Genomic DNA, 19,654 nt, shown 5'->3' on the forward strand with positions numbered 1-19,654 from the left:
GGGCGCCCGACGAGATAGAGTTTTTCCGGACAGGTTCAGCCCCTCTCCCGGGCCAGGGCCTCCCCGGCCCGGATCGCCTCCCGAAGCGACTCCCCGATGACCGGCGTCGCGACGAAGACGTTCTCCCGGCCGACGGCGGCGGCGGTCCCGGTCTCTTCGAGACCCGCAAGGAGCTTCGGGTCGACTTCGGCGAGGACGAGCCGGCTGCCGTGGGCGCCGACCTGCCGGGCGTAGCGCTCCAGCATCCGGAAGAGCCCGCTCCCGGCCTCGACCCTCCCCCGGAGGGCGAGGACGACGACGGCGCCTTCGACCCCTTCGGGGGAGGGGAGCGAGCGTTCGATCGCCCGGAGGGTGGCGAAGTAGACGCTGCCGGAGACCGAGAGGACGGTGAGCCGGCCTGCCGTGAGCCGGCCCGGCGGGGGCTCTTCGCGGAACATCCCCTCCCCGACCGGGACGAGGCGGACGACGGAGGCCTCGCGGGTGGAGGTGACCAGGTAGATGCCGAGCGAGAGGAAGACGCCGACGTAGATGCTGTACTGGAGCGGGAGGACCTGGGTGGAGACGAAGGTGGCGAGCATCGCCCAGCGTCCGGGGCGGGAGTACCTGCAGATGCAGGTGATCTCCCTCGGCCGGTACATGAGTTCGGCCCCGATGAGGATCAGGATGCCGGCGAGGGCCGGGAGCGGGATCTGTTCCGCGAGCGGTCCCGCAACGATGATGATCGCCCCGACGATGGCCCCGGAGATGAGGTTCGCCGCCCGGGTCTCTGCCCCCGCGCCGACGTTCAATGCCGTCGCCGCGAGCGAGCCGGCCGAGGGTGCGCACTGGAGGAAACTGCAGACGATGTTCGTCACGCCCTGCCCGGAGAAGTCGCGGTTCACATCGGCGATGGTCCCGTCGCGTTCCGGGATCGCCTCCGTGACCCCGACGGCCATCACGAGCCCGATGATGGCGAGGGCGAGCGCGGGGACGAGGAGACCGGGCGCGAGAGCGATATCCGGGATGACGGGGAGAGGGAGGCCGGCAGGGACGGCGCTGATATCGCCGACGAGCGCGACCTCCGGCAGGGCGGCCTGAACGAGGGGGGCGGCGATGATGAGCGGGAGGAGAAGGGCGACGGGGCGGAGGCGCGGCACCCGCCGGAAGGCGACGACGAGGCCGATGGTGAGGAGGCCGATGCCGAGCGCTTCGGGCTGGACCCCTTCCGTGTGGGTGAGGAGGTCCACTACCGCGAGGATCTGGACCGGGTTTCTCGGGAGGTCGTAGCCGGTGAGGTTGCCGAGCTGGCCGACGATGATCAGGAGCGCCGCCCCGACGATGAACCCGGTCAGGACGGCGTTCGATATGAACCGGGTCAGGCTGCCGGCCCGGACGAGCCCGAAGCCGAGCTGGAAGAGCCCGACGAGGAGGGTGAGGACGAAGAGGGTGGCCGGGACGTCGGCCTGCGGCACCGGGGCGAGGACGGAGAAGAGGGAGACCGCGAGGACGTTTGAGAGCATCACCTTGAGATAGGAGGAGCCGGTGAGGAACGCCGCGAACGCCGTCGCGAACGCGGCGGTGTAGAGGCCGTAGATGGGGTCGATCCCGGCGACGAGGGCGAACCCCATCCCCTGCGGGATCCCGACGAGGGCGGTCGTCGCGCCGGCGGCGAGGTCGGCGGGAAGGCTCCTCCTCCACTGCGGTGTGCCGGCGGGCATGCCCCGGAAGGGGGCGGGGCGCGGGATATAGTTACCCCTGCCCGGTGAGGACCGCCTGCTCGCTCTTCCCGGCGCGGAGCTGAACGACAAGGAGTTCATAGGCGGAGACGAGGAGTGCGGCAAAGAGCGGGCCGAGGATAACTCCGATGATCCCGAAGAGGGCGAGGCCCCCGAAGAGGCCGATCATCATCAGGACGGGGTGGATCGCCATCCGCCTCCCCATCATCTTCGGCCGGAAGTAGAAGTCGGCGGACCCGGAGATCAGGGGGTAGCCGACGGCGAGCATCACGACCGCGCCTGATGTGTCCCCCTGGGCGAGGGCGTAGAGGGCCAGGAAGATGATCAGGATCTGCGGCCCGAGGAACGGAATGAGCTGGAAGATGCCCATCAGGACGGCGAGGACCAGGACCTGACCGTAGCCCCAGAAGACGAAGAAGGGAACGGCGATGAGGAAGGTGATGAGGGCCACCTGGACGTTGACGATGTAGACGGCGTAGAGGGTGTCGACGGTCTTGCCCGAGAGGCTGTTCACCGAGGCAGCGAGTTGTTCGGGGAGGACGGACCGGAGTTCCTGTGCCACGTGGTCGCCTGAGAGGACGAAGAGGTAGAGGGCGAGGAAGAAGATGAAGGCTTTCAGGAGGATCATGGGGAGGCTCATCGCGATGCTCGCGAGGTAGGCCTCGAAGATATTGACGACGGCCTGGAGGGTCTCGGCCACCGCGTCAGGGGTGAGGATGCCGGCGTCGGGGAGCGCCTCGACCCAGCCGATGATGATGTTTGCCATGTTGAAGATGTAGCCGGCGTTGGTGTAGACGATCGCCGCCGTCAGGACGATCAGTCCCGATATGGAGGCGAAGGCGAGGAGCGTGATGATGGCGGCGGCGATGCGGTCGGAGGATCTGCAGGCCAGGCGCTGCTTGAACGGGATGAGGACGACGGCGAGGGAGAGCGCGAGCACGATGGCGTCGAGGAGCGGCCAGAAGGCGATGAGGATCCCGGCGAAGATGAGGAGGGCGAGGATCAGCGTCAGGAGACCGGTGTCGGAGTATCTGGTGGTCACTATCTCCCGTATGTGGATCTGGCATATGAGCCCTTCGTAACGCATCCTGTCGTTTTTGATTGAGTTTTAGAGGATACTGCGGTTGGATTTGCAGGGAGTGAATCCTGTGCGGGAGCACCGTATCGGGAGAGATCGCTGCCTGCAGGGCCGGCCCGATCCCGGTTGTCCGGGCGGGGGATCCGGCAGCAAACTTTAACCCCCCTGTCCCCATAGCCCTGAGTGGATGCGCGTTTCGGCTGCAAGCGATGGGCGGGGTGATGCAGATGGGTGACGAGCAGAATGCGGAGACAGTGGGAAGACTCTTTGAGGCGTTCGGGCGCGGGGATATCCCGGGCGCCATGGAGTTCTTTGCCGAGGATGTCGATTTTCGATCGCCGGTGACACGTATTCATCATCAGGCGCTCACGTGGGCGCGTCCCCGCCACGGGCGCGAGGAGGTGAGACGGTTCTTCGGAGAGATGGCTGCAGAGGTGAGGCCGGAGCCGTTCGAAGTTCTGACGCTCGTCGCCCGGGACGATATGGTTGCCGTGGAAGGGCGAAACAGGGGGACCGTCAACGCAACGGGGGTGCAGTTCGTCCATGACTGGGCGATGTTCTTCTCGTTCCGGGACGGCAGGATCGTACGGTGTTATCACTACTATGACACGGCAGATCTCCTTGCGGCGTTTTGAGGCGCCGGGAGCCGTGTGCCCCGGCCGCAACTCCCCCGGGAGGGAGGGGTTCAGCCACCGGGGATCTCTTCGAAGGTGATGTAACGGTCCCCGTTGCTGAGGATGACGGGGTGGAAGCGGACGGTCTTCTCCTCGCCGTTCTTACACCGCGCCCGGCCGGTCTCCGGCGTTGTCCTGCCGGCATCCCGGGGGGCAACCGTCTCTCCCCGGCAGTCCGAATCGGGAAATGCCCGGGTGAACCATTCCCCGCCTGCTGCAACATCGTCCTCTGTATACCCGAAGAGTTCGGTGAACTGCCGGTTGACGAAGAAGGCCCGATCGCCCTCTCCGACGATTGCGGCGGGGATGGGGGTGAGGTCGAAGACTTCGCGGAACCGCTCTTCGCTCTCCTGCAGGACCTCCTCCGTCCTCTTGCGGTCGGTGATGTCCCGAAGGATCCCCTCCCGGAAGAGGGGTGCGCCGTCTGGATCACAGGTTATCACGAACCGGTCGGAGAGCCACCGGTATCTGCCGTCCCCGCACAGGAACCGGTAATCGACCGTCCCTTCCTTCTCTCTCAACGAGGTGCCTATCTTATCGGTCAGTACCCGTTCAAGATCTTCGGGGTGGACGCGCCTGAGGATCGCGTCCACGTTCAGGCCCAGGATCTCCTCTACGGGGTAGCCGGTGATCTGCTCGATTGCGGGGCTGAAGTAGTCGAAACGGCCTGACCGGAGATCCCGCCGGTATAAGGCGTCGGTGGAGTTGTCGAGGATCGATCTGAACCGCGCCTCGCTCTCCCGCAGGGCCGCTTCAGCCCTCTTCCATGCCGTTGTGTTGAACCCGATGTGAGCGAGGCGGTTCACGCTGCCGTCCTTCTCGATGATGGGGATGAGATGGTGCTCGTAGTCAAGTTCCCGGCGCGTATCTTCCCAGATCACCGCCTGCTTCTCCCGAACCGCTCTCTCCAGGTATCTCGCCCGGATCTCGGCGATCTCGGGAGGCAGGTAGGCGGCTATGTTCCTGCCCACGTAATCCTCGAGACGCACGCCGAGCCTCCTCGGGGCCACTTCATTGCTCACGAGCACGGTCCCCTCGCTGTCGATGAGGTGCGCCGGCTGCGAGAGGGCAAACATGAACGCGTGGAGGTTGTCTTCGCTCTTCTTAAGCGCCTCCATCATCCGGTGCCGGTCGGTGATGTCTTCGAGGACGACGGTAAGGCCTCTCTTGCCGTCTTCAAAGGTCGTCGGGATCACCTGGAGGTGGAAGAAGAGGTCCCCGCCGTCGTGCGGGTGCCGGAGGTCGGTGACGACCTGCTCTTTATCCATGCCTTCCATCACGGCCATGGCCTCCGGGGCGGAGACGACCGGCAGGTCTGCGGCCGCCAGGGTCAGGCCTATGAGATCGTCCTTCTCACGCCGGGCGAGTTTGCAGTACCGGTCGTTGATCTGGACAATCTTCCCGGTGCTGTCGAGGACCAGGATCAGGTTTCTGGTGAAGCAGAGGAACGCCGAGAGCGGCACCCGCCGGGCCCGGTAATAGACTTTGGCCGTGCCGAACTCCCGCAGTTCAACCTGGCCGTTTGCCCGGAGGAGTTCCAGCTGTCGGGCTGCCGTGTTGCGGTTGATCCCGGCCTCGCGGGCGATCTCGGCGATGGCCATCCCTTTGGGGCGGGACCTGAGAACGTTGAGGACGCGGGCGGCGGTATCCTGCTCCTGCTGCATGATGAGTGTTCAACTGGGGACATTGTGATATACTTTTGCAGGGGGGGAAGAGTGGGGAGGCGACTTATACCGGAGGGCGCAGAACCCGGGACGGGCGGGTTCATAATACGGTTGTTGCAGGGATCCTGGGGCGCCGGCAGGAGGGAGCTCGTGCCCGGGGATATGCCGGTTCTCATTTTCCAGAAGGGCGGTTTGTAGCCGGCCTGCTATCACCGTCCGGGAGCAGTTGATCCACGGACTTGTTGCCTGCCGTATGCCGGGATCTGCAGTGCCTGATGAAAATCTCCAGGACCTCCCTTCTCCTGTTGGGAATCGTCATCGATCAATTTATTGACCGGTAGGGGCAATTGAGCGTCTGGACACCTGCATGTATAATCCTGTGCAGTGGCTCATGGAGGTGACTGCCGATGGAAGCGAAGACGCTTGATGAGATCAGGGTTCGGGGGTTCGAGGCACTGGTGAAGAGCCTCGGGCCTGCCGATGCGATACGGTTCATCCGGAGTTACTCCCACGGAAGCGGAGACTATACCCGGGAGCGCAAGGCCTGGCTCGAGCAGGACCTCTATGCGGTCGTTGCAGGGATCCTGGAGCGCCGGAAGAAGGAGACCCGGGCCTGACGGGTGCGCCTGCACTGGTCTTCCGACACATAACCTGCTTTTTTCCCGGACCGATCTGTCTCCCGACGGAGAACCGCGGTCTTGATCACGAGTGGGCCTGTCGCGCCCATGTCCGGTGCGACTCCTCCGTTCTCTGATGGGCATCGTTCCGATCCGGGATTGTCCGGCCGCATATGAGGGGCCGGCATGGCTGTATCGGACTCTCCGGCTCCCTTGAGTTGGCGGATTTCGCCTACTCCCGATCTCCCGGTCAGGGCGATAACGGCATATTTATCCTACCTTGCACGAGACAGAACCCTGCTCGCGGAAAAGAGGGCTCTCACCGGTCCAGTGGCTCTATCTTGTGTTCAGTCCCCCCGCAGTTGGTATCCTGCGGAATTCCAGCCCCTCCGTTAACGCGTTATCAAGAATGGGATTATGATGAGTTCAGAGCAAACGGCGTTTCGGGCGATCGTTACTGTGGCCCTTCTGGCCGCGCTGGTCGTTGCACCGGCCGCGGCACAGAGGACCGTTAGCACCGGCAACACCATCTATGTAGGTGAAGAAGACCTCAACGTCACTGCAGTATTTCCAGGCACTACCAGCGGATACCTGGTTCACTTCAGCAGTCCCACCGACAGGACTGTTGTGGGAGCACCTATCAGCGTCGTTGCCACCTCGAGCTTCGACCTGACTGCAACTGCAGTCGGACAGAATACGGGTATCTGGTATGCTTTTGCCACTCCCGACTACACGGGCGCTCCCATTGGAGACGTTCTCGTCCAGACCCCCTCGACGAACCTCCGCGTTCTCCTGGGGAGCACCGGCACCACGTCCGTCGACGGCCAGAGCATAACCCGGTCGAGCGCTATCCGGTTCCGGGTTGACCACAACCTTGCAGGCCTGGGCACCGGCACGAACGACCCCAATTACAACACGATTGAGGTCCGGCTGACCACGCCCGGCGGCGGTACGGTCACAACCTTCGGTGGCGAGAGCCTCAGACTGCAACTTACCGGCCAGTGGACCGAGACCAACCCGATCAACCTGACCGGCGCCATGGTCGGCACGTACACCGCCAGAGGTGTCTGGCCCACCGCAGCCGGCCTCGGCACGGAGTACAACACCAACGCCGTGACATTCCAGGTCTCCTCCGGAGCGGTCGGCATCACCTCGAACAAGGACACTGTTGTTCGTGGCAACTCGTTCACCGTGACCATCACCGGCGAATCCGGGCAGGACTACTTCCTGACCCTCCAGAACCCCGGTGAGCAGCCCCCGACGTTCCGCGCGAATCAGGTCGGCGTGACCCCGAACACGGCTACCAACGCGACCGTCAGGACCACGGCAGCCGGGACCCGGTCTGTCGAACTGACCTCCACCAGGGCTACCAGAGAGGCAAGCTACACCCTCCGCGTTACCGACCCGCGTGACCCGAGCAGGTACGACGAGGTCCGCGTGAGGGTCGAGACCGGCACGGTCACCGTCACCGCCTCCGGCACCGGCGTCTACTATATCGGCGAAGAGATCACCTTCTCCGGAACCAATACCGACAGCGACACCGTTTACCTCTTCATGACCGGTCCGAACCTCGGCACCCGGGGTGTTCATCTCCTCGGTACCCTGAACCCGGTCGTCAACGGCTCTGCTGCCAGTTTCGTCAACGTGGACGTTGAGGCTGACGACACCTGGTCCTACCGGTGGGTCACCCACGGAGTCACCAGGTTACTTGACTCCGGCGGCTACACGATTTATGCGGTCTCCGCCCCCCACGATAAGGACAACCTCGCTAATGTCGCGTATGCCGCCCGCATTATCCAGCTCCGGCCCGGCTTCGTCACCGCGACCATGAGCAGTACGATTGTTGCGAAGGGCGACGACGTGACGATCACCGGTACCGCACAGGGCAACCCGGCCAACGTCCGCATCTGGGTCTTCGGTCCGTACTACTACGGCGGCGCTAACGGAGCGTTAGGGGTCCAGACCGTCAGTGTCGAGTCCGACGGCAGCTTCAAGTACAACGTTCTCAACACCGAGAACCTCGTTGCCGGACAGTATTTCGTCGTCGTCCAGCACCCGATGGGCACGAGCTTCGAGGTTGCACAGGGTGACGTTAACGCCAGACAGAATGCCAGCAGCATCTACCGTGCTGATCAGACCGGCGCGACGAGCGTCTTCGTTGCGAACCTCGTGACCCTCCAGGCCTCTGAGGCAGCAAACACGCTGATCAACGCCCTTGACTCTCCCTACGCCAACGACGCCTACACCAAGCTCACCTTCTTCCTCCTCTCCGGTGACGACCCCGCCCCGCCCTCCGGCGACAACCTCACCCTCTCGGCGGGCTGGAACTTCGTCTCGATCCCCCGGCCCCTCGCGGCCGGCAACGACACCGCGGCGATCTTTGCCGGCGTCGACGCTGACGGCCACTCGGCCCTCCGCTACGATACCGCTAACAGGAGCTGGACGGCCCTTCAGAAGACCGACCGACTTGCCCCCCTCGAGGGGTTCTGGGTCTACTCGGCCGCGCCCGTGACAGTCCCCCTCACCTTCTCGACCGACTCCCTCCTCCCGCCTGCAGAGCGCACCCTCGCTCCGGGCTGGAACGCCGTCGGGATCACCGGGACAGCCCCGGCGACGGCGAGGGACGCCCTCTACTCGGTCAACGCACAGTGGACGACCCTGATCGGCTACGACGCCGGGAAGCAGGCCTTCGAGACCGGGATCGTCAACGGCGGGAGCGGGGCATACGCCGATACCCGATCGGTCCATCCCGGCCGGGGCTACTGGCTCTACATGACCGGGCCGGGCACCCTCTGCGCCATAGGAGCGTGATGCGGGTGAGACAGATCCTCGTTCTGCTCCTCCTCCTCGCCCTCGCGGCGCCCGCGTCCGCCATCCCGGCCCTCCCCGCGGAGTTCTCGGGCACGGTCACGATCGACGGGAGCCCGGCGCCGGCCGGGACCGCCATCACCGCCCGGATCGGCGACCGCGACTGCGGCTCGCTCACCCTCGTCGCCGCCGGGGCCTTCGGCGGAGAAGGCATCTATGATAACCGCCTGATCGTCAACGGAGAGGACAGCGATGCCGGGAAGACGATCATCTTCCTCGTCGGCGGCATTGCCGCCGGCTCGGCCGTCTACACCCCGGGTACCTCGACCACGATCGCTCTCGCAGCGACGGGGGGCACGGCACCCGGCGGCTCTTCCGGGTCGTCGTCAGGCGGCAGCGGCGGTTCGGGCAGCGGCCCGTCCACCACCCCGTCCGCCACCCCGTCCGCCACTCCTACGCCGACGGCAACGGTGACGGAGCCTGCTGGGACCGACACCCCCGACGCCGGTGAAGAGGGCGCGGTCCGGCAGGAGACCCCGGCCCTCGCGGCGACGACGACCGTCCCCCTCGCCGATCCCACTCTGACCTTCGGGCCCGTGGTCTCTGCGGTCGCGGTGCAGCAGGCCGGGCTGCCGTTCTCGTGGCTCGCGGGACTTGCGGCCCTCGCCGGGGCGGCCTGTCTTGCCCGTACGCGGAAGGGTTGACAACCCCTCGCGTCCGGGGTAAAGGGAGCGCCGGTGCCGGAGAGTATAAGTGGATAGGCGCAGGATCACAGAGTAACGATGCATCCTCTCACCCGGATCCGGCTGAATCTCCGCACCATCCGGGAACGCTACGGTGTGGCCCGTATCGGCATCTTCGGGTCCGTGGCGCGGAACGAGGCCACCGCGGCAAGCGACATCGATATCCTGGTGGAGTTTCGGGAGGGGGAAGAGACTTTCGATGCCCCGCGCCTGGCGGCGCTCGAGCTCCTGCCCGTAGGAGCGTCGCCTTTCGCACCTGGCGGTGCTCACGCTCACTTCGTTCACGCTTCACACCTGCGGTGTTCGAACTCCGTTCCTGACGGAACGTCGTCCTTCGAAGCCTGATGGCTTCTCAAACTCGCTTCGCTCACGCTTCGAAGCCTGATGGCTTCTCAAACTCGCTTCGCTCACGCTTCGAAGCCTGATGGCTTCTCAAACTCGCTTCGCTCACGCTTCGAAGCCTGATGGCTTCTCAAACTCGCTTCGCTCACGCTTCGAAGCCTGATGGCTTCTCAAACTCGCTTCGCTCACGCTTCGAAGCCTGATGGCTTCTCAAACTCGCTTCGCTCACGCTTCGAAGCCTGATGGCTTCTCAAACTCGCTTCGCTCACGCTTCGAAGCCTGATGGCTTCTCAAACTCGCTTCGCTCACGCTTCGAAGCCTGATGGCTTCTCAAACTCGCTTCGCTCACGCTTCGAAGCCTGATGGCTTCTCAAACTCGCTTCGCTCACGCTTCGAAGCCTGATGGCTTCTCAAACTCGCTTCGCTCACGCTTCGAAGCCTGATGGCTTCTCAAACTCGCTTCGCTCACGCTTCGAAGCCTGATGGCTTCTCAAACTCGCTTCGCTCACGCTTCGAAAATCTCCGGCCTTCTCGATCTCTGGCCCAGCGCCCTTCGCGGCTTCGCGTCTTTCGCGTGAGGCACTATCACTCTCTGTGCCCAAAACTCACGCGAAGCTGCGAGAAACGCGAAAAAATGTCGGTGGTTTGCTCTCCAAGCGGACTGCTTCAAACATTTTAGCGAAGTACTGTGTCTCAGTCCCTGCTCGTAGAGAGCAGCACTTTCCAGCCCCTGCCTTGCCGCATCAGGACCTTTGATATATTTCTACTCATATGTGTAATAATTGAGGTGATACACCATGCCAGGATTTGACGGAACGGGTCCCTCCGGCCGCGGCCCCATGACGGGCGGCCGCCGGGGACGGTGTGCCCTGCCTCCGGCGGAAGCGGCCGAAGGCGAGTCCGCCGCACCGGTCCTCCGCGGCGTCGGCCGGGGCGGGATCCCGTGGGGATGCGGTCGCGGTCGTTGTGGCGGTCGGGCACGCGGCCGGTGGTAACGGCCGGTGCCGGAACGAAGGCACTATCTGCACGCGGGACGGATCTCTTTTTGAGGAGAATGGTAGCATGAACACAAGCGAGCCCGGCGAGGGGCGCTGCCGCCGCGGGCGCGGCCGGCCCCGTGTCCGCCGGGTGATCGGCGATGAGGGGGCGTTCCGCTGTTTCGGCCCCCTCTGCGGGAGGCCCGACGAGATCATCGTCATCCTCCCCGAAGAGGTGGAGGCTCTCCGGCTCGTCGACCTCCAGGGGCTCGAGCAGGAGGAGGCCGCCGTCGCCCTCGGCGTCTCCAGAAAGACCCTCTGGCGCGACCTCCACGAGGCGCGGGCCAAGGTCGCCGACGCCCTGGTGCACGGGAAGACGATCCGGATCGCCGGGTGCGGCCGCCGGCAGAAAGAGGGGTGTCCCGAGGACGGAGACGCCCCCTCCGGGCCGCCGCCCGGGTGATCCTGCAGGGCATCTGCTCTGCACGTTTTTTTCAAAGAACTGAGATGGGCCCGGAGGGATTCGAACCTCTGGGGGTAGCAGTTGCCATGAAAGTAGGGTGAAAGAGCATCCCCAAGTAGGTGGATCTCCTTGGTGGCTCGATCCACTGTATGGTGAGCGAGCATCGGGACCGCTCGAACATGGTTGTCCACATCCTGTCGATGTATGTGGAGTCCCTTGAGGCCGAAGGGAAAGAGCGCAAAAACCCGGAGAAGTGGATGAAGGTCGAAGAGGGGTGGGTTGACTAATGTTGCTGCCGGTCCGAGTCTCACCACACCGCCGCGTGTGGGCTGACGTTTCGTTCAGATACGAGAAGCACATCTATGCCGGGTCCCACAAGGGGATGTTGCCAGGTATACCCTCAAGTATGGCCGCGTGAACGGTGTTTATGAAGATGAGGAGATCGCGCATGATCTCAAGCGCACCGTTGCCGGGATGCTCAGGCGTGGGGTACCGCGTCGGCAGGTTGTGGAAGAGACCTCCGCGCTGTACGGGATCCCAGAAGAGTGCATTGACGAAGTAGTCGCAGCCTGCCCCCCCCTCAATAGCCCCCTTTTAGGTTGCGGTCCTCGCAGAGTATGTGGGAGAGGTAGTTGCTGCAGGGGAGGTGGATTGTGAACCTCTTCCGAGTTCACCGTGAGGGGAAGGCTTGTTCGTGTAAAAACTTATGGCAGGCGTTATTAACAACGCACCGACCACCTTAGGAAAAATGCAAAGTATGGATCGAGAATATACAGTGTGGTGCTGTCCTTGTCCCACTCGATAAGTCTGGGCTTGCCTTCTGAATGACTCGAAATGAGTTCCATCTGCGCTAAGACCCTTGAAACCTCATGAAGTTGAGGAATATTTTCGTCTAGAACCGATCTTAACTGCGTCCTTATTTGTTCGTACCTTGTTTCCATCTCTGGGCCCGTGTTAGCCAAAGCTTGCAAAACCGCTGCATAAATATCCCCTTCTGTTCCGTCAACGAAACGTCTTTTAATTCGGTCCGTTCTTTGTCGGGGCCCCCTAAGCAAAAGTGCATAATCATTTTTTGAGGTAATTTTGTCGGTAATGCCTTTAAAGAAGCCTGCCATTGAGGGTGTAAATGTGATCGGTGTAACATCTGGAGTTGTTTCTCGAATATTGTTGGATTTACATAAACTCTCACAAAATTCTTGCATTAATTGTGGATTTCCATAACTTTCATCCGCCAATGCCCTATTTTGTTCTCTTGGTGAGGTAACATTTAGTAATGGGAATCCCTTTTCTGCAATCTCGATTAGTTCCTCTGTTCCCCACAATGGGATCTTTAATTGTTGTACCCGACCTGTCATCTCAGATTCAACTTTTACTGCGTCATATGCACGATGAGGAACAGACAGTAAAACGACACGTAACCCCTCGAAAATGGGGTTTTTCAGGGACCTAATTATTTGAGTTTGGACTTCTGGGGGGATATAATGAAAATCGTCAATAATAACTGGAATATTCTGCTTTTCTAGATTTCTTATGGCTGCGTTTCGCGGGGTGTCATACCGTGAGTATATTGTGGTAATACCCTTAGTGGAGGTGGTACTCCCTCCTAGAGATCCGCTCCCTTTAGCAACGACAGCATTTATTCCCCCCTCCACACTCGTAGATAACGTTTGATTATCTTCACTTCTTATTTCTGAACTAACGTTAGTGAATGCGTCTAAACGCTCGATGATATTTATCCAGAAGTCATTTTCCTCTCGGATTTCTCCACCCGAAACCCATATCCCGCTTTTCTTAGAAATTACTTTTCTACAGAGAACTGTCTTTCCCGACTTAGTAGGTCCAGTTAGAGAGAGTAGCTTATATCCCGTATCCAAATAATCTTTCAATTGATTTTCTAACTCTAATTCGTCCCTGGGGTTGTACGTATGAAGTGGAAAGCCGCCTGGAGTAAAGACGTCCTCTATGCGCATATATCAGAATTGCCGAAACTATTTTATAATCTTTCTCCCCTACAAGAGGCTCTCTAGTCCTTAACATTTCCTTATCAACTACCTTTCCTCTTCCCAGAAACATAGGTGTTGTCGAGCATCCCCTCCCTTCGGTGCGTCCGGTTGTCCCGGTGCGTCCGGTTAACCCCTTCGATCACACCTGCCTACTGTGACGCTCCCTCATGCACGATCCCTCCCCGCAGATTTCGGCTATCCGAAACTGTCCGCACACTTTCGACCATCCGAAACATCACGGCGTCCCCCTCAAATGCCCCCGTTTTTGGTTACCACCTCTTTAAGACCCATACCACAGAGAGTTAGGATACCCGAAACTGTGCGGACAGATACAGCACTGTGCGGACAGTAGAAAAAACAAGGAGAAAAGAGAAAATGGCAAAAGAAAAGGAATACGTGCGAAAGAGGAGAAGATTGAACATTACGATCTCGGATCAGGCGCATGATTTTCTGAAAAACCAAGTCACCAATGCGTCCCGATTTATAGAGCGCCTAATCGAAGAGGCTGAAAACGAAATCCAAGCAATGATTGTTACGATTTCCCCGATTAAAGGTGGGCCCGGAGGGATTCGAACCCACGACCGCCCGGTTATGAGCCGGGCGCTCTGACCGGACTAAGCTACGGGCCCGAGAAGTGTGATGCAGCCGGTCTGAATCGGGAAATGACGCATTCAGCTCGAATTTCCGGGAGTTCCCGGACTCTCACTGCATATAAATATTGTTCCTTGATCATAAAAACATTGTGCGCGTTCTGCAGGGCAGCCGCATGCCATACAGGCGCAACGTCCGGAACTCCGCCATGCAGACCTGCGGAAGGACCTCCAGCGCCTGTAGTCCGGGAGACTGCCTGCGAAACGCTCTGGGAAACTCCTTACTGTATCTACTGGTGCTGCTCTTTCCACTTCATCCAGTTGTTGTAGGCGTTCATATCCCTCTGCTTGAGGGTCTCCTGGATCTTGTTGTCGATCTCGGTGGTCGTCATCCCGCTGTGCGTGCTGCTCTGGATCTGCTGGGTGATCTCGTCCGCCAGTTTCTGGTCCGCTCCGGCGTTCTGGATCGACTTCCTGATCTTGTCAGGGTTGAACTGCTCCTCCTGGTTGTTGGTCTTCCGGACCATGGTCTCCTGCCAGGACCGGGACTCCATCTGCTGCTGTTCCGCCATTTTCATCACCATCAATTATCTGTTCTGTTTTCCTGAATCGAGGTCCGGGCGCCCGTTTTATTCCGGCTCTCTGTCCCCCGGATAGCGATCTCCGGGAGCTCCACCCAACCCCGCTTCGGTTGCAAGCTGCAGCCTGCCGGGCAACAGTGGGATATCGGATACTTATAAGTTGCGGCTGTTGGCCATCCCGCTCTTCCCGGCGAAGCAATCGGCGAACGGTGCCCTCCCGGGCGACTAAGAACAATATCGCCCATCTGCGTGGGGCATGCTGTCAGGCGGCGCCGATGCGGAGGAGAGAATGACTGGTAAGGGGTGCGTGAATCTATGGGGCCGATACGGTCCGAACCCGCGGCCGCCCGAAAACAAACGTCCCGACCCACGGAATCCGGGAACGGCAGCAACTCGTGCCGTCCCTTGAGTCCGTGCAGATCTGGTGCACATAAACGTCTCCCTCGAACGATAAATACGTTCTGCGGCCCTACGCCTCCCGCGCCGCCGGGTCGGCCTTCCGGATGGCCGCGAGCACTTCCCGCACCTTCTCGTCCATGAGTTCCTTCGTCTCCGCCTCCAGGTTCAGCCGCACCACCGGCTCGGTGTGGGAGCGGCGGATGTTGAACCACCAGTCGGGGTAGCCCGCCGTCAGCCCGTCGAGGCGGTCGAGGTCCGCGTCCCGGTAGAGCGCCGCAAGCACCGCGAGGACCGCTGCCGGGTCGCTCACCCTGAGGTTGATCTCCCCGGTCGAGGAGTAGCGGTCGAGGGGCCGGACGAGTTCCGAGAGGCTCCGGCCGCTCGCGGCGATGAGGTTTGCGACCAGCACCATCGTCAGGAGCCCGTTGTCGACGAACCCCATCTCCCGGTAGTAGTAGTGCCCGGAGAGTTCCCCGGCAAAGAGGGCGTCCTCCTCCCGCATCAGGGCCTTGATGAAGGCGTGGCCCACCCGGGACCGGACAGGCCGCCCTCCCGCCTCCCCGATCACCTCGACGACCGCCCGGCTCGACCGCAGATCGTAGAGGATCGCCGCCCCCGGGTTCTCTTCGAGCAGGAACGCCGCGATGAGCCCGGTCACCAGGTCCTCGCGGACGCGCCTTCCCCGCTCGTCGACGAACCCGCACCGGTCCCCGTCGCCGTCGAACGCGACCCCGAACTCCGCGCCCTCGGCCACGACCCGGTCCTGCAGTTCCCGGGTGGTCGCGGGGTCGAGGGGGTTCGCGTGGTGGTGGGGGAACCGCCCGTCGGGTTCGAGATACATCGGCACGAGCCCCCACGCCGGGACCCGCTCGAAGAGCCGGGGGACCTCCGGCCCGGCCATCCCGTTCCCTGCGTCCACGACGATCGTGAGCGGCCGGGGGTTCCGCACGAACCCGGCCACCTTCCCGATGTAGGCATCAAGCATCTCGAGCCGGCGGCAGGACCCGCCGGCGCGGGCGACTGGTTCCTCCCCCACCCGGGTCTCGAGAAGGGGGAGGTCCCGGTCCCCGGAGAGGGGAACGGCGTTCTCGCGGTCCAGTTTGAACCCGTTCATCTCCCCGGGGAGGTGGGAGGCCGTCACCATCGCCCCGCCGTCGAACCCCCCGGCGGTGACGGCGTAGTTGAGGAGCGGGGTGCTCGCCATACCGATATCGGCGACCTCCGCCCCGGCCTCGACTGCCCCGCGGGAGAACGCCCGGGCGAGCGATGGCGACGAGAGACGCATGTCCCGGCCGACGACGATCCGCTCCGCCGCGAGGAGCCCGACGAAGGCGTTCCCGATCCTCCGCGCCGTCGCTTCGTCGAGCTCGTCCGGGTAGCGCCCCCGGATATCGTAAGCCCGGAAGATCCCGGCCACGATCACATTCCTCCCCCGAGCGGGGAGATCTCGCGCAGCCTTCCTATCACCTGCGGGAGCACCTCGAGGACGTAGTCGACGTCCTCCCCTGTGTTCCGGGAGCCGAGCGTGAGCCGGAGCGAGCCGTGGGCGTGTTCCGGCGGGAGACCGCAGGCGGTCAGGACGTGGGAGGGCTCGAGCGAGGCCGAGGTGCAGGCGCTCCCCGTCGAGGCCGCGATGCCGAGGGCGTCGAGCATGAGCAGGATCGACTCCCCCTCGACGTAGCGGAACGCGACGTTGACGTTGTTTGGCAGCCGCTCGGTCGGGTGGCCGTTCAACCGGGTGTCCGGGATAGAATCGAGGATCCCCCGGATGAGTTTATCGCGCGTCGCGGCGAGCCAGACAGACTTCTGCGGCATCTCGGCGACCGCGATCTCGATCGCCTTTCCCATCCCGACGATCCCGGGGACGTTCTCGGTCCCGGCCCGACGTCCCCGCTCCTGCGCCCCGCCGTCCATGAACGTCCCAACACGGGTCCCCCGCCGGATATAGAGCGCTCCTACCCCTTTCGGCCCGCCGAACTTGTGGGCCGAGAGGGCGAGGAGGTCGGCCCCCATCCTCTCGACGTCGACCGGAAAGGCCCCGATCGCCTGGACGGCGTCGGTGTGGAACGGGACGCCGCGGTCGCGAGCGATCTTCGCGATCGCCGCCACGGGCTGGATCGTCCCGACCTCGTTGTTTGCCGCCATCACCGAGACGAGGATAGTTTTGTCCGTGATCGCCTCCTCGACCCGCTCAGGCTCCACCCTGCCGAACTCGTCGACGGGGAGGTAGGTGACCCGGTAGCCCTGCTTCTCGAGGGCCCGGCAGGGGTGGAGGACCGCGTGGTGCTCGATTGCGGAGGTGACGATATGGTCGCCCTTCCGCCGGTTCGCCGCCGCCACCCCCTTGATCGCCCAGTTGTCGGCCTCCGTCCCGCCCGCGGTGAAGAAGACCTCCTCGGGGCTCGCGCCGATCGCCGCCGCCACCCGGTCCCGGACCTCCTCCACCGCCCCCTTCGCCTCGCGGGCGAGGGCGTAGAGCGAGGAGGGGTTCCCGAACCGCTCCGAGAAGTAGGGGAGCATCGCGCGGGCGACCTCCGGCCGCACCGGCGTCGTCGCCGCATGGTCCAGGTAGACCGATCGTCTCCTCTCCATCACTTCGCCGCCATCGGCTGGAACCCGCGCATCGCCTCCGCCATCTCCCCAAGGCGCCGGTCCACCAGGTAGTTCACCGTCCCCTCTTCATACGTCCCGTCCTCCCGGCGCGTGCCCGCCGGGACGCCTGTGAGGACCTCGATCCCCTCGTCGATCGTCCGCACCGGGTAGATCCGGAACTTCCCGGCCCGCGCCGCCTCGACGACCTCCTCTTTCAGCATCAGGTTCTGGACGTTGCTTGCCGGGATCAGGGCGCCCTGGGTCCCATCGAGACCCCTGGCCTTGCAGACCTCGTAGAATCCTTCCAGTTTCTCGTTCACCCCGCCGATCGCCTGAACCTCGCCCTTCTGGTTCACCGAGCCCGTGACGGCGATATACTGCTTTAAGGGCAGGCCCGAGAGCGCCGAGAGGAGGGCGTAGAGTTCGGTGCTCGACGCGGAGTCGCCCTCGATCCCCTCGTAACTCTGTTCGAAGACGAGCCGGGCCGAGAGGGCGAGCGGCTTGTCGTGCGCGTAGTTGTTGTTGAGGTAGCCGCTGATGATCAGGACGCCCTTCGTGTGGATCGGCCCGCCGAGCGCCGCTTCCCGCTCGATATCCATGATACCCTCGCGGCCGACCCCGATGCTCGCGGTCACCTTCGACGGCCGCCCGAAAGCGAAATCGCCGAGCCCGATGACAGAGAGGCCGTTCACCTGCCCGATCTTCTCCCCTTCGGTCTCGATCAGGAAGATCCCCCGGCGGATGTACTCCTCGATCTTCTGCTGGATCAGGTTCGAGCGGTAGATCTTCTCCTCGATCGCCTTCGTGATATGCTGCTTCCGTATCTGCTCTGCGCCGTCGCTTGCGGCGTAGAAGTTCGCTTCTCTGATGAGATCGGCCACCGCGGCGAACTGGGTCGAGAGCTTATGCTTGTCCGCCGCGAGGCGCGAGCCGTACTCGACCACCCGGGCGATCGCCTCCCGGTCCAGGTGCCGGAGTTTCTCCTCGCGGACGAGGTTGCACATAAAGTCGGCGTATTTTCCGGCGTTCTCGTCGTTTCGGTCCATCACGGTGTCGAAGTCGGCCTTGACCTTGAAGAGCTCCTTGAAGTCGGGGTCCATCTGATAGAGGGCCTGGTAGATCATCGGCGTCCCGATGAGGGCCACCTTGATATCGAGAGGGATGGGTTCGGGCTTGATGGTCTTGGCCGTGATGAACCCCATCCGCTCCCCCGGCTCCTCGATGACGGCCTCCCCGGTCTTTAAGGCCGTCTTGAGCCCGTCCCAGGAGAGGGGAGCCCGGAGGAGATCCTCGACGCTCAGGACGAGGTAGCCGCCGTTGGCCTTATGGAGCGAGCCCGGCCGGATCATCGTGAAGTCGGTCGTGAAGATCCCGAACTGGACCTCTTTCTCGATCTTGCCGAGGAGGTTCTGGAAGGTGGGGTTCTGCTCGACGACCACCGGCGCGCCCCCGTCATCGGCGTTGTCGACGACGATGTTCACCTCGTACTTTCGGAACGGCATCTCCCGGATGAAGGCCTGGAACTGCGGCGGGGCGCCCGGCTGCTCGGGGACGCCGAGGAAGGCCTGGAGGTTCTCGAGGATGTCGTTCTGGACGGCGTCGATGTATTCGGGCACCTCCGCGACGCCGGCATACTTCTCCCTGAGTTCGGCGACGAGGTTGCCGATCGCGTAGAGGGCGATGTCGTGGTTCACGTCCTTGACCGCTTCTGCCCCCTGCCGCTCGATATCCTGCACCTGCCTGAGCGTGCTCCGGAGTTCGGCGTTCAGGGCCTCCCGCCGCCGCTGGACCTCCGCCCGCACCTCGCCGGGGAGGGTGATGAACTCCTCCTCGGGTACCGGCCTCCCGTCGATGATTGGGATGGTTAAAAGACCGATAGGGCTCATCTGGATGACGAACCCCGCTTCCTGGGCCTTTTGATTGATCCGGGCAATGAGGTCGGTCCTGGTCCCCTGGAGCAACTGGAGGGTCTCGTCACGGCGCTTGGCGTACTCCTCGCTCTGGAACGCCCGGGGAAGCGCCTGCCGGGCTTCCTCGATGAACTGCTTCATCTCCTCCCTGAACCGGGTCCCCTGCCCGGCGGGGAGCGCGATGGCGTTGGGCTCGTACTGGTTCTGGAAGTTGTGGACGTAGACCCAGTCGCTCGCCCGGGGCTTTTGCTTCGCGAGCTGGTCGAGGAAACTCTGGACGGCACGCATCCGTCCGGTTCCCTGGGCCCCTGCGGCGTAGACGTTGAACCCGGGCTCCCGGATCTCCAGGCCGAACCGGAGCGCCCGGAGCGCCCGCTCCTGGCCGATGATCTCCTCCAGCGGCCGCATCTCGCCGGTGCTGGCGCATTCGACCTTTCCCGGCTCGTAGACGTGTCGGTACTCTTCTATCTCCAAGGGTTGAATCATTCATCTCACCAG

Annotated in this window: 16 protein-coding genes and 1 tRNA gene; 8 read left to right on the plus strand and 9 right to left on the minus strand. The window is 62.8% G+C overall.

The window, feature by feature from the left end; genetic code table 11:
* Positions 1 to 35: 35 nt before the first annotated feature.
* Both F8E02_RS03820 and F8E02_RS03825 read right to left on the minus strand, forming a co-directional pair.
* Positions 36 to 1,697, minus strand: coding sequence for a SulP family inorganic anion transporter (locus tag F8E02_RS03820; protein ID WP_317064139.1), 1,662 nt, complete (start codon positions 1,695 to 1,697; stop codon positions 36 to 38).
* 31 nt (positions 1,698 to 1,728) lie between these two features.
* Entirely contained in the window at positions 1,729 to 2,757 is a 1,029-nt protein-coding gene (locus F8E02_RS03825) for an AI-2E family transporter (protein ID WP_317064140.1), read from the minus strand.
* 263 nt (positions 2,758 to 3,020) lie between these two features.
* Between F8E02_RS03825 and F8E02_RS03830 the strand changes: the two genes are divergently transcribed.
* Positions 3,021 to 3,428, plus strand: coding sequence for a nuclear transport factor 2 family protein (locus F8E02_RS03830; RefSeq protein WP_317064141.1), 408 nt, complete (start codon positions 3,021 to 3,023; stop codon positions 3,426 to 3,428).
* Between the two features lie 50 nt (positions 3,429 to 3,478).
* On the opposite strand, the gene F8E02_RS03835 is transcribed toward F8E02_RS03830, so the two are convergent.
* On the minus strand, positions 3,479 to 5,131 hold the full coding sequence (locus F8E02_RS03835; protein ID WP_317064142.1) for a PAS domain S-box protein: 1,653 nt from the start codon (positions 5,129 to 5,131) through the stop codon (positions 3,479 to 3,481).
* A gap of 407 nt (positions 5,132 to 5,538) precedes the next feature.
* Here F8E02_RS03835 and F8E02_RS03840 point away from each other — a divergent pair, with 407 nt between their 5' ends.
* The 7 genes from F8E02_RS03840 (at position 5,539) to F8E02_RS03870 (ending at position 11,368) form a co-directional block, all read left to right on the plus strand.
* Entirely contained in the window at positions 5,539 to 5,748 is a 210-nt protein-coding gene (locus F8E02_RS03840) for a hypothetical protein (RefSeq protein WP_317064143.1), read from the plus strand.
* A 420-nt stretch (positions 5,749 to 6,168) separates the two neighbouring features.
* Positions 6,169 to 8,559, plus strand: coding sequence for a DUF3821 domain-containing protein (locus tag F8E02_RS03845; protein ID WP_317064144.1), 2,391 nt, complete (start codon positions 6,169 to 6,171; stop codon positions 8,557 to 8,559).
* Positions 8,559 to 9,260, plus strand: coding sequence for a hypothetical protein (locus F8E02_RS03850; RefSeq protein WP_317064145.1), 702 nt, complete (start codon positions 8,559 to 8,561; stop codon positions 9,258 to 9,260). Before F8E02_RS03845 ends, F8E02_RS03850 begins: the two co-directional genes overlap by 1 nt.
* Before the next feature lie 78 nt (positions 9,261 to 9,338).
* Positions 9,339 to 9,644, plus strand: coding sequence for a nucleotidyltransferase family protein (locus tag F8E02_RS03855; protein ID WP_317064146.1), 306 nt, complete (start codon positions 9,339 to 9,341; stop codon positions 9,642 to 9,644).
* A gap of 794 nt (positions 9,645 to 10,438) precedes the next feature.
* Positions 10,439 to 10,636 (plus strand): DUF5320 domain-containing protein, encoded by a 198-nt coding sequence (locus F8E02_RS03860; protein WP_317064147.1) that lies wholly within the window; start codon positions 10,439 to 10,441, stop codon positions 10,634 to 10,636.
* Positions 10,637 to 10,703: 67 nt separating this feature from the next.
* The gene (locus F8E02_RS03865) at positions 10,704 to 11,081 is read left to right on the plus strand and encodes a DUF134 domain-containing protein (RefSeq protein ID WP_317064148.1); all 378 of its coding nucleotides are present in this window, start codon (positions 10,704 to 10,706) and stop codon (positions 11,079 to 11,081) included.
* A 149-nt stretch (positions 11,082 to 11,230) separates the two neighbouring features.
* The gene (locus tag F8E02_RS03870; RefSeq protein WP_317064149.1) at positions 11,231 to 11,368 is read left to right on the plus strand and encodes a hypothetical protein; all 138 of its coding nucleotides are present in this window, start codon (positions 11,231 to 11,233) and stop codon (positions 11,366 to 11,368) included.
* Between the two features lie 432 nt (positions 11,369 to 11,800).
* Here the strand turns inward: F8E02_RS03870 and F8E02_RS03875 are convergent, their stop codons facing one another.
* The 6 genes from F8E02_RS03875 to F8E02_RS03900 all read right to left on the minus strand — a co-directional run bounded on the left by F8E02_RS03875 (position 11,801) and on the right by F8E02_RS03900 (position 19,642).
* Positions 11,801 to 13,051 (minus strand): hypothetical protein, encoded by a 1,251-nt coding sequence (locus tag F8E02_RS03875; protein WP_317064150.1) that lies wholly within the window; start codon positions 13,049 to 13,051, stop codon positions 11,801 to 11,803.
* Between the two features lie 587 nt (positions 13,052 to 13,638).
* Positions 13,639 to 13,713: transfer RNA gene (locus tag F8E02_RS03880), tRNA-Ile, on the minus strand.
* 251 nt (positions 13,714 to 13,964) lie between these two features.
* Positions 13,965 to 14,246 (minus strand): ATP cone domain-containing protein, encoded by a 282-nt coding sequence (locus F8E02_RS03885; RefSeq protein ID WP_317064151.1) that lies wholly within the window; start codon positions 14,244 to 14,246, stop codon positions 13,965 to 13,967.
* Positions 14,247 to 14,724: 478 nt separating this feature from the next.
* Entirely contained in the window at positions 14,725 to 16,071 is a 1,347-nt protein-coding gene (locus tag F8E02_RS03890) for a phosphomannomutase/phosphoglucomutase (protein WP_317064152.1), read from the minus strand.
* Positions 16,072 to 16,073: 2 nt separating this feature from the next.
* Positions 16,074 to 17,246: a cysteine desulfurase NifS gene (nifS, locus tag F8E02_RS03895; RefSeq protein WP_317064153.1), complete on the minus strand. Its 1,173-nt coding sequence runs from the start codon at positions 17,244 to 17,246 to the stop codon at positions 16,074 to 16,076.
* Entirely contained in the window at positions 17,246 to 19,642 is a 2,397-nt protein-coding gene (locus F8E02_RS03900; RefSeq protein WP_317064154.1) for a Lon protease family protein, read from the minus strand. Before F8E02_RS03900 ends, nifS begins: the two co-directional genes overlap by 1 nt.
* Positions 19,643 to 19,654: the final 12 nt, after the last annotated feature.

It is taken from the genome of Methanoculleus caldifontis, assembly GCF_032842345.1.
GTDB classification, from domain to species: Archaea; Halobacteriota; Methanomicrobia; order Methanomicrobiales; family Methanoculleaceae; genus Methanoculleus; species Methanoculleus caldifontis.

Excerpts from the sequence above, each read along its gene's own strand:
- F8E02_RS03820 (WP_317064139.1), bottom strand. The coding sequence starts at position 1,697 with ATGCCCGCCGGCACACCGCAGTGGAGGAGGAGCCTTCCCGCCGACCTC.
- F8E02_RS03830 (WP_317064141.1), top strand. The coding sequence starts at position 3,021 with ATGGGTGACGAGCAGAATGCGGAGACAGTGGGAAGACTCTTTGAGGCG.
- F8E02_RS03835 (WP_317064142.1), bottom strand. The coding sequence starts at position 5,131 with ATGCAGCAGGAGCAGGATACCGCCGCCCGCGTCCTCAACGTTCTCAGG.
- F8E02_RS03840 (WP_317064143.1), top strand. The coding sequence starts at position 5,539 with ATGGAAGCGAAGACGCTTGATGAGATCAGGGTTCGGGGGTTCGAGGCA.
- F8E02_RS03845 (WP_317064144.1), top strand. The coding sequence starts at position 6,169 with ATGAGTTCAGAGCAAACGGCGTTTCGGGCGATCGTTACTGTGGCCCTT.
- F8E02_RS03850 (WP_317064145.1), top strand. The coding sequence starts at position 8,559 with ATGCGGGTGAGACAGATCCTCGTTCTGCTCCTCCTCCTCGCCCTCGCG.
- F8E02_RS03855 (WP_317064146.1), top strand. The coding sequence starts at position 9,339 with ATGCATCCTCTCACCCGGATCCGGCTGAATCTCCGCACCATCCGGGAA.
- F8E02_RS03860 (WP_317064147.1), top strand. The coding sequence starts at position 10,439 with ATGCCAGGATTTGACGGAACGGGTCCCTCCGGCCGCGGCCCCATGACG.
- F8E02_RS03865 (WP_317064148.1), top strand. The coding sequence starts at position 10,704 with ATGAACACAAGCGAGCCCGGCGAGGGGCGCTGCCGCCGCGGGCGCGGC.
- F8E02_RS03870 (WP_317064149.1), top strand. The coding sequence starts at position 11,231 with ATGGTGAGCGAGCATCGGGACCGCTCGAACATGGTTGTCCACATCCTG.
- F8E02_RS03875 (WP_317064150.1), bottom strand. The coding sequence starts at position 13,051 with ATGCGCATAGAGGACGTCTTTACTCCAGGCGGCTTTCCACTTCATACG.
- F8E02_RS03885 (WP_317064151.1), bottom strand. The coding sequence starts at position 14,246 with ATGGCGGAACAGCAGCAGATGGAGTCCCGGTCCTGGCAGGAGACCATG.
- nifS (WP_317064153.1), bottom strand. The coding sequence starts at position 17,246 with ATGGAGAGGAGACGATCGGTCTACCTGGACCATGCGGCGACGACGCCG.
- F8E02_RS03900 (WP_317064154.1), bottom strand. The coding sequence starts at position 19,642 with ATGATTCAACCCTTGGAGATAGAAGAGTACCGACACGTCTACGAGCCG.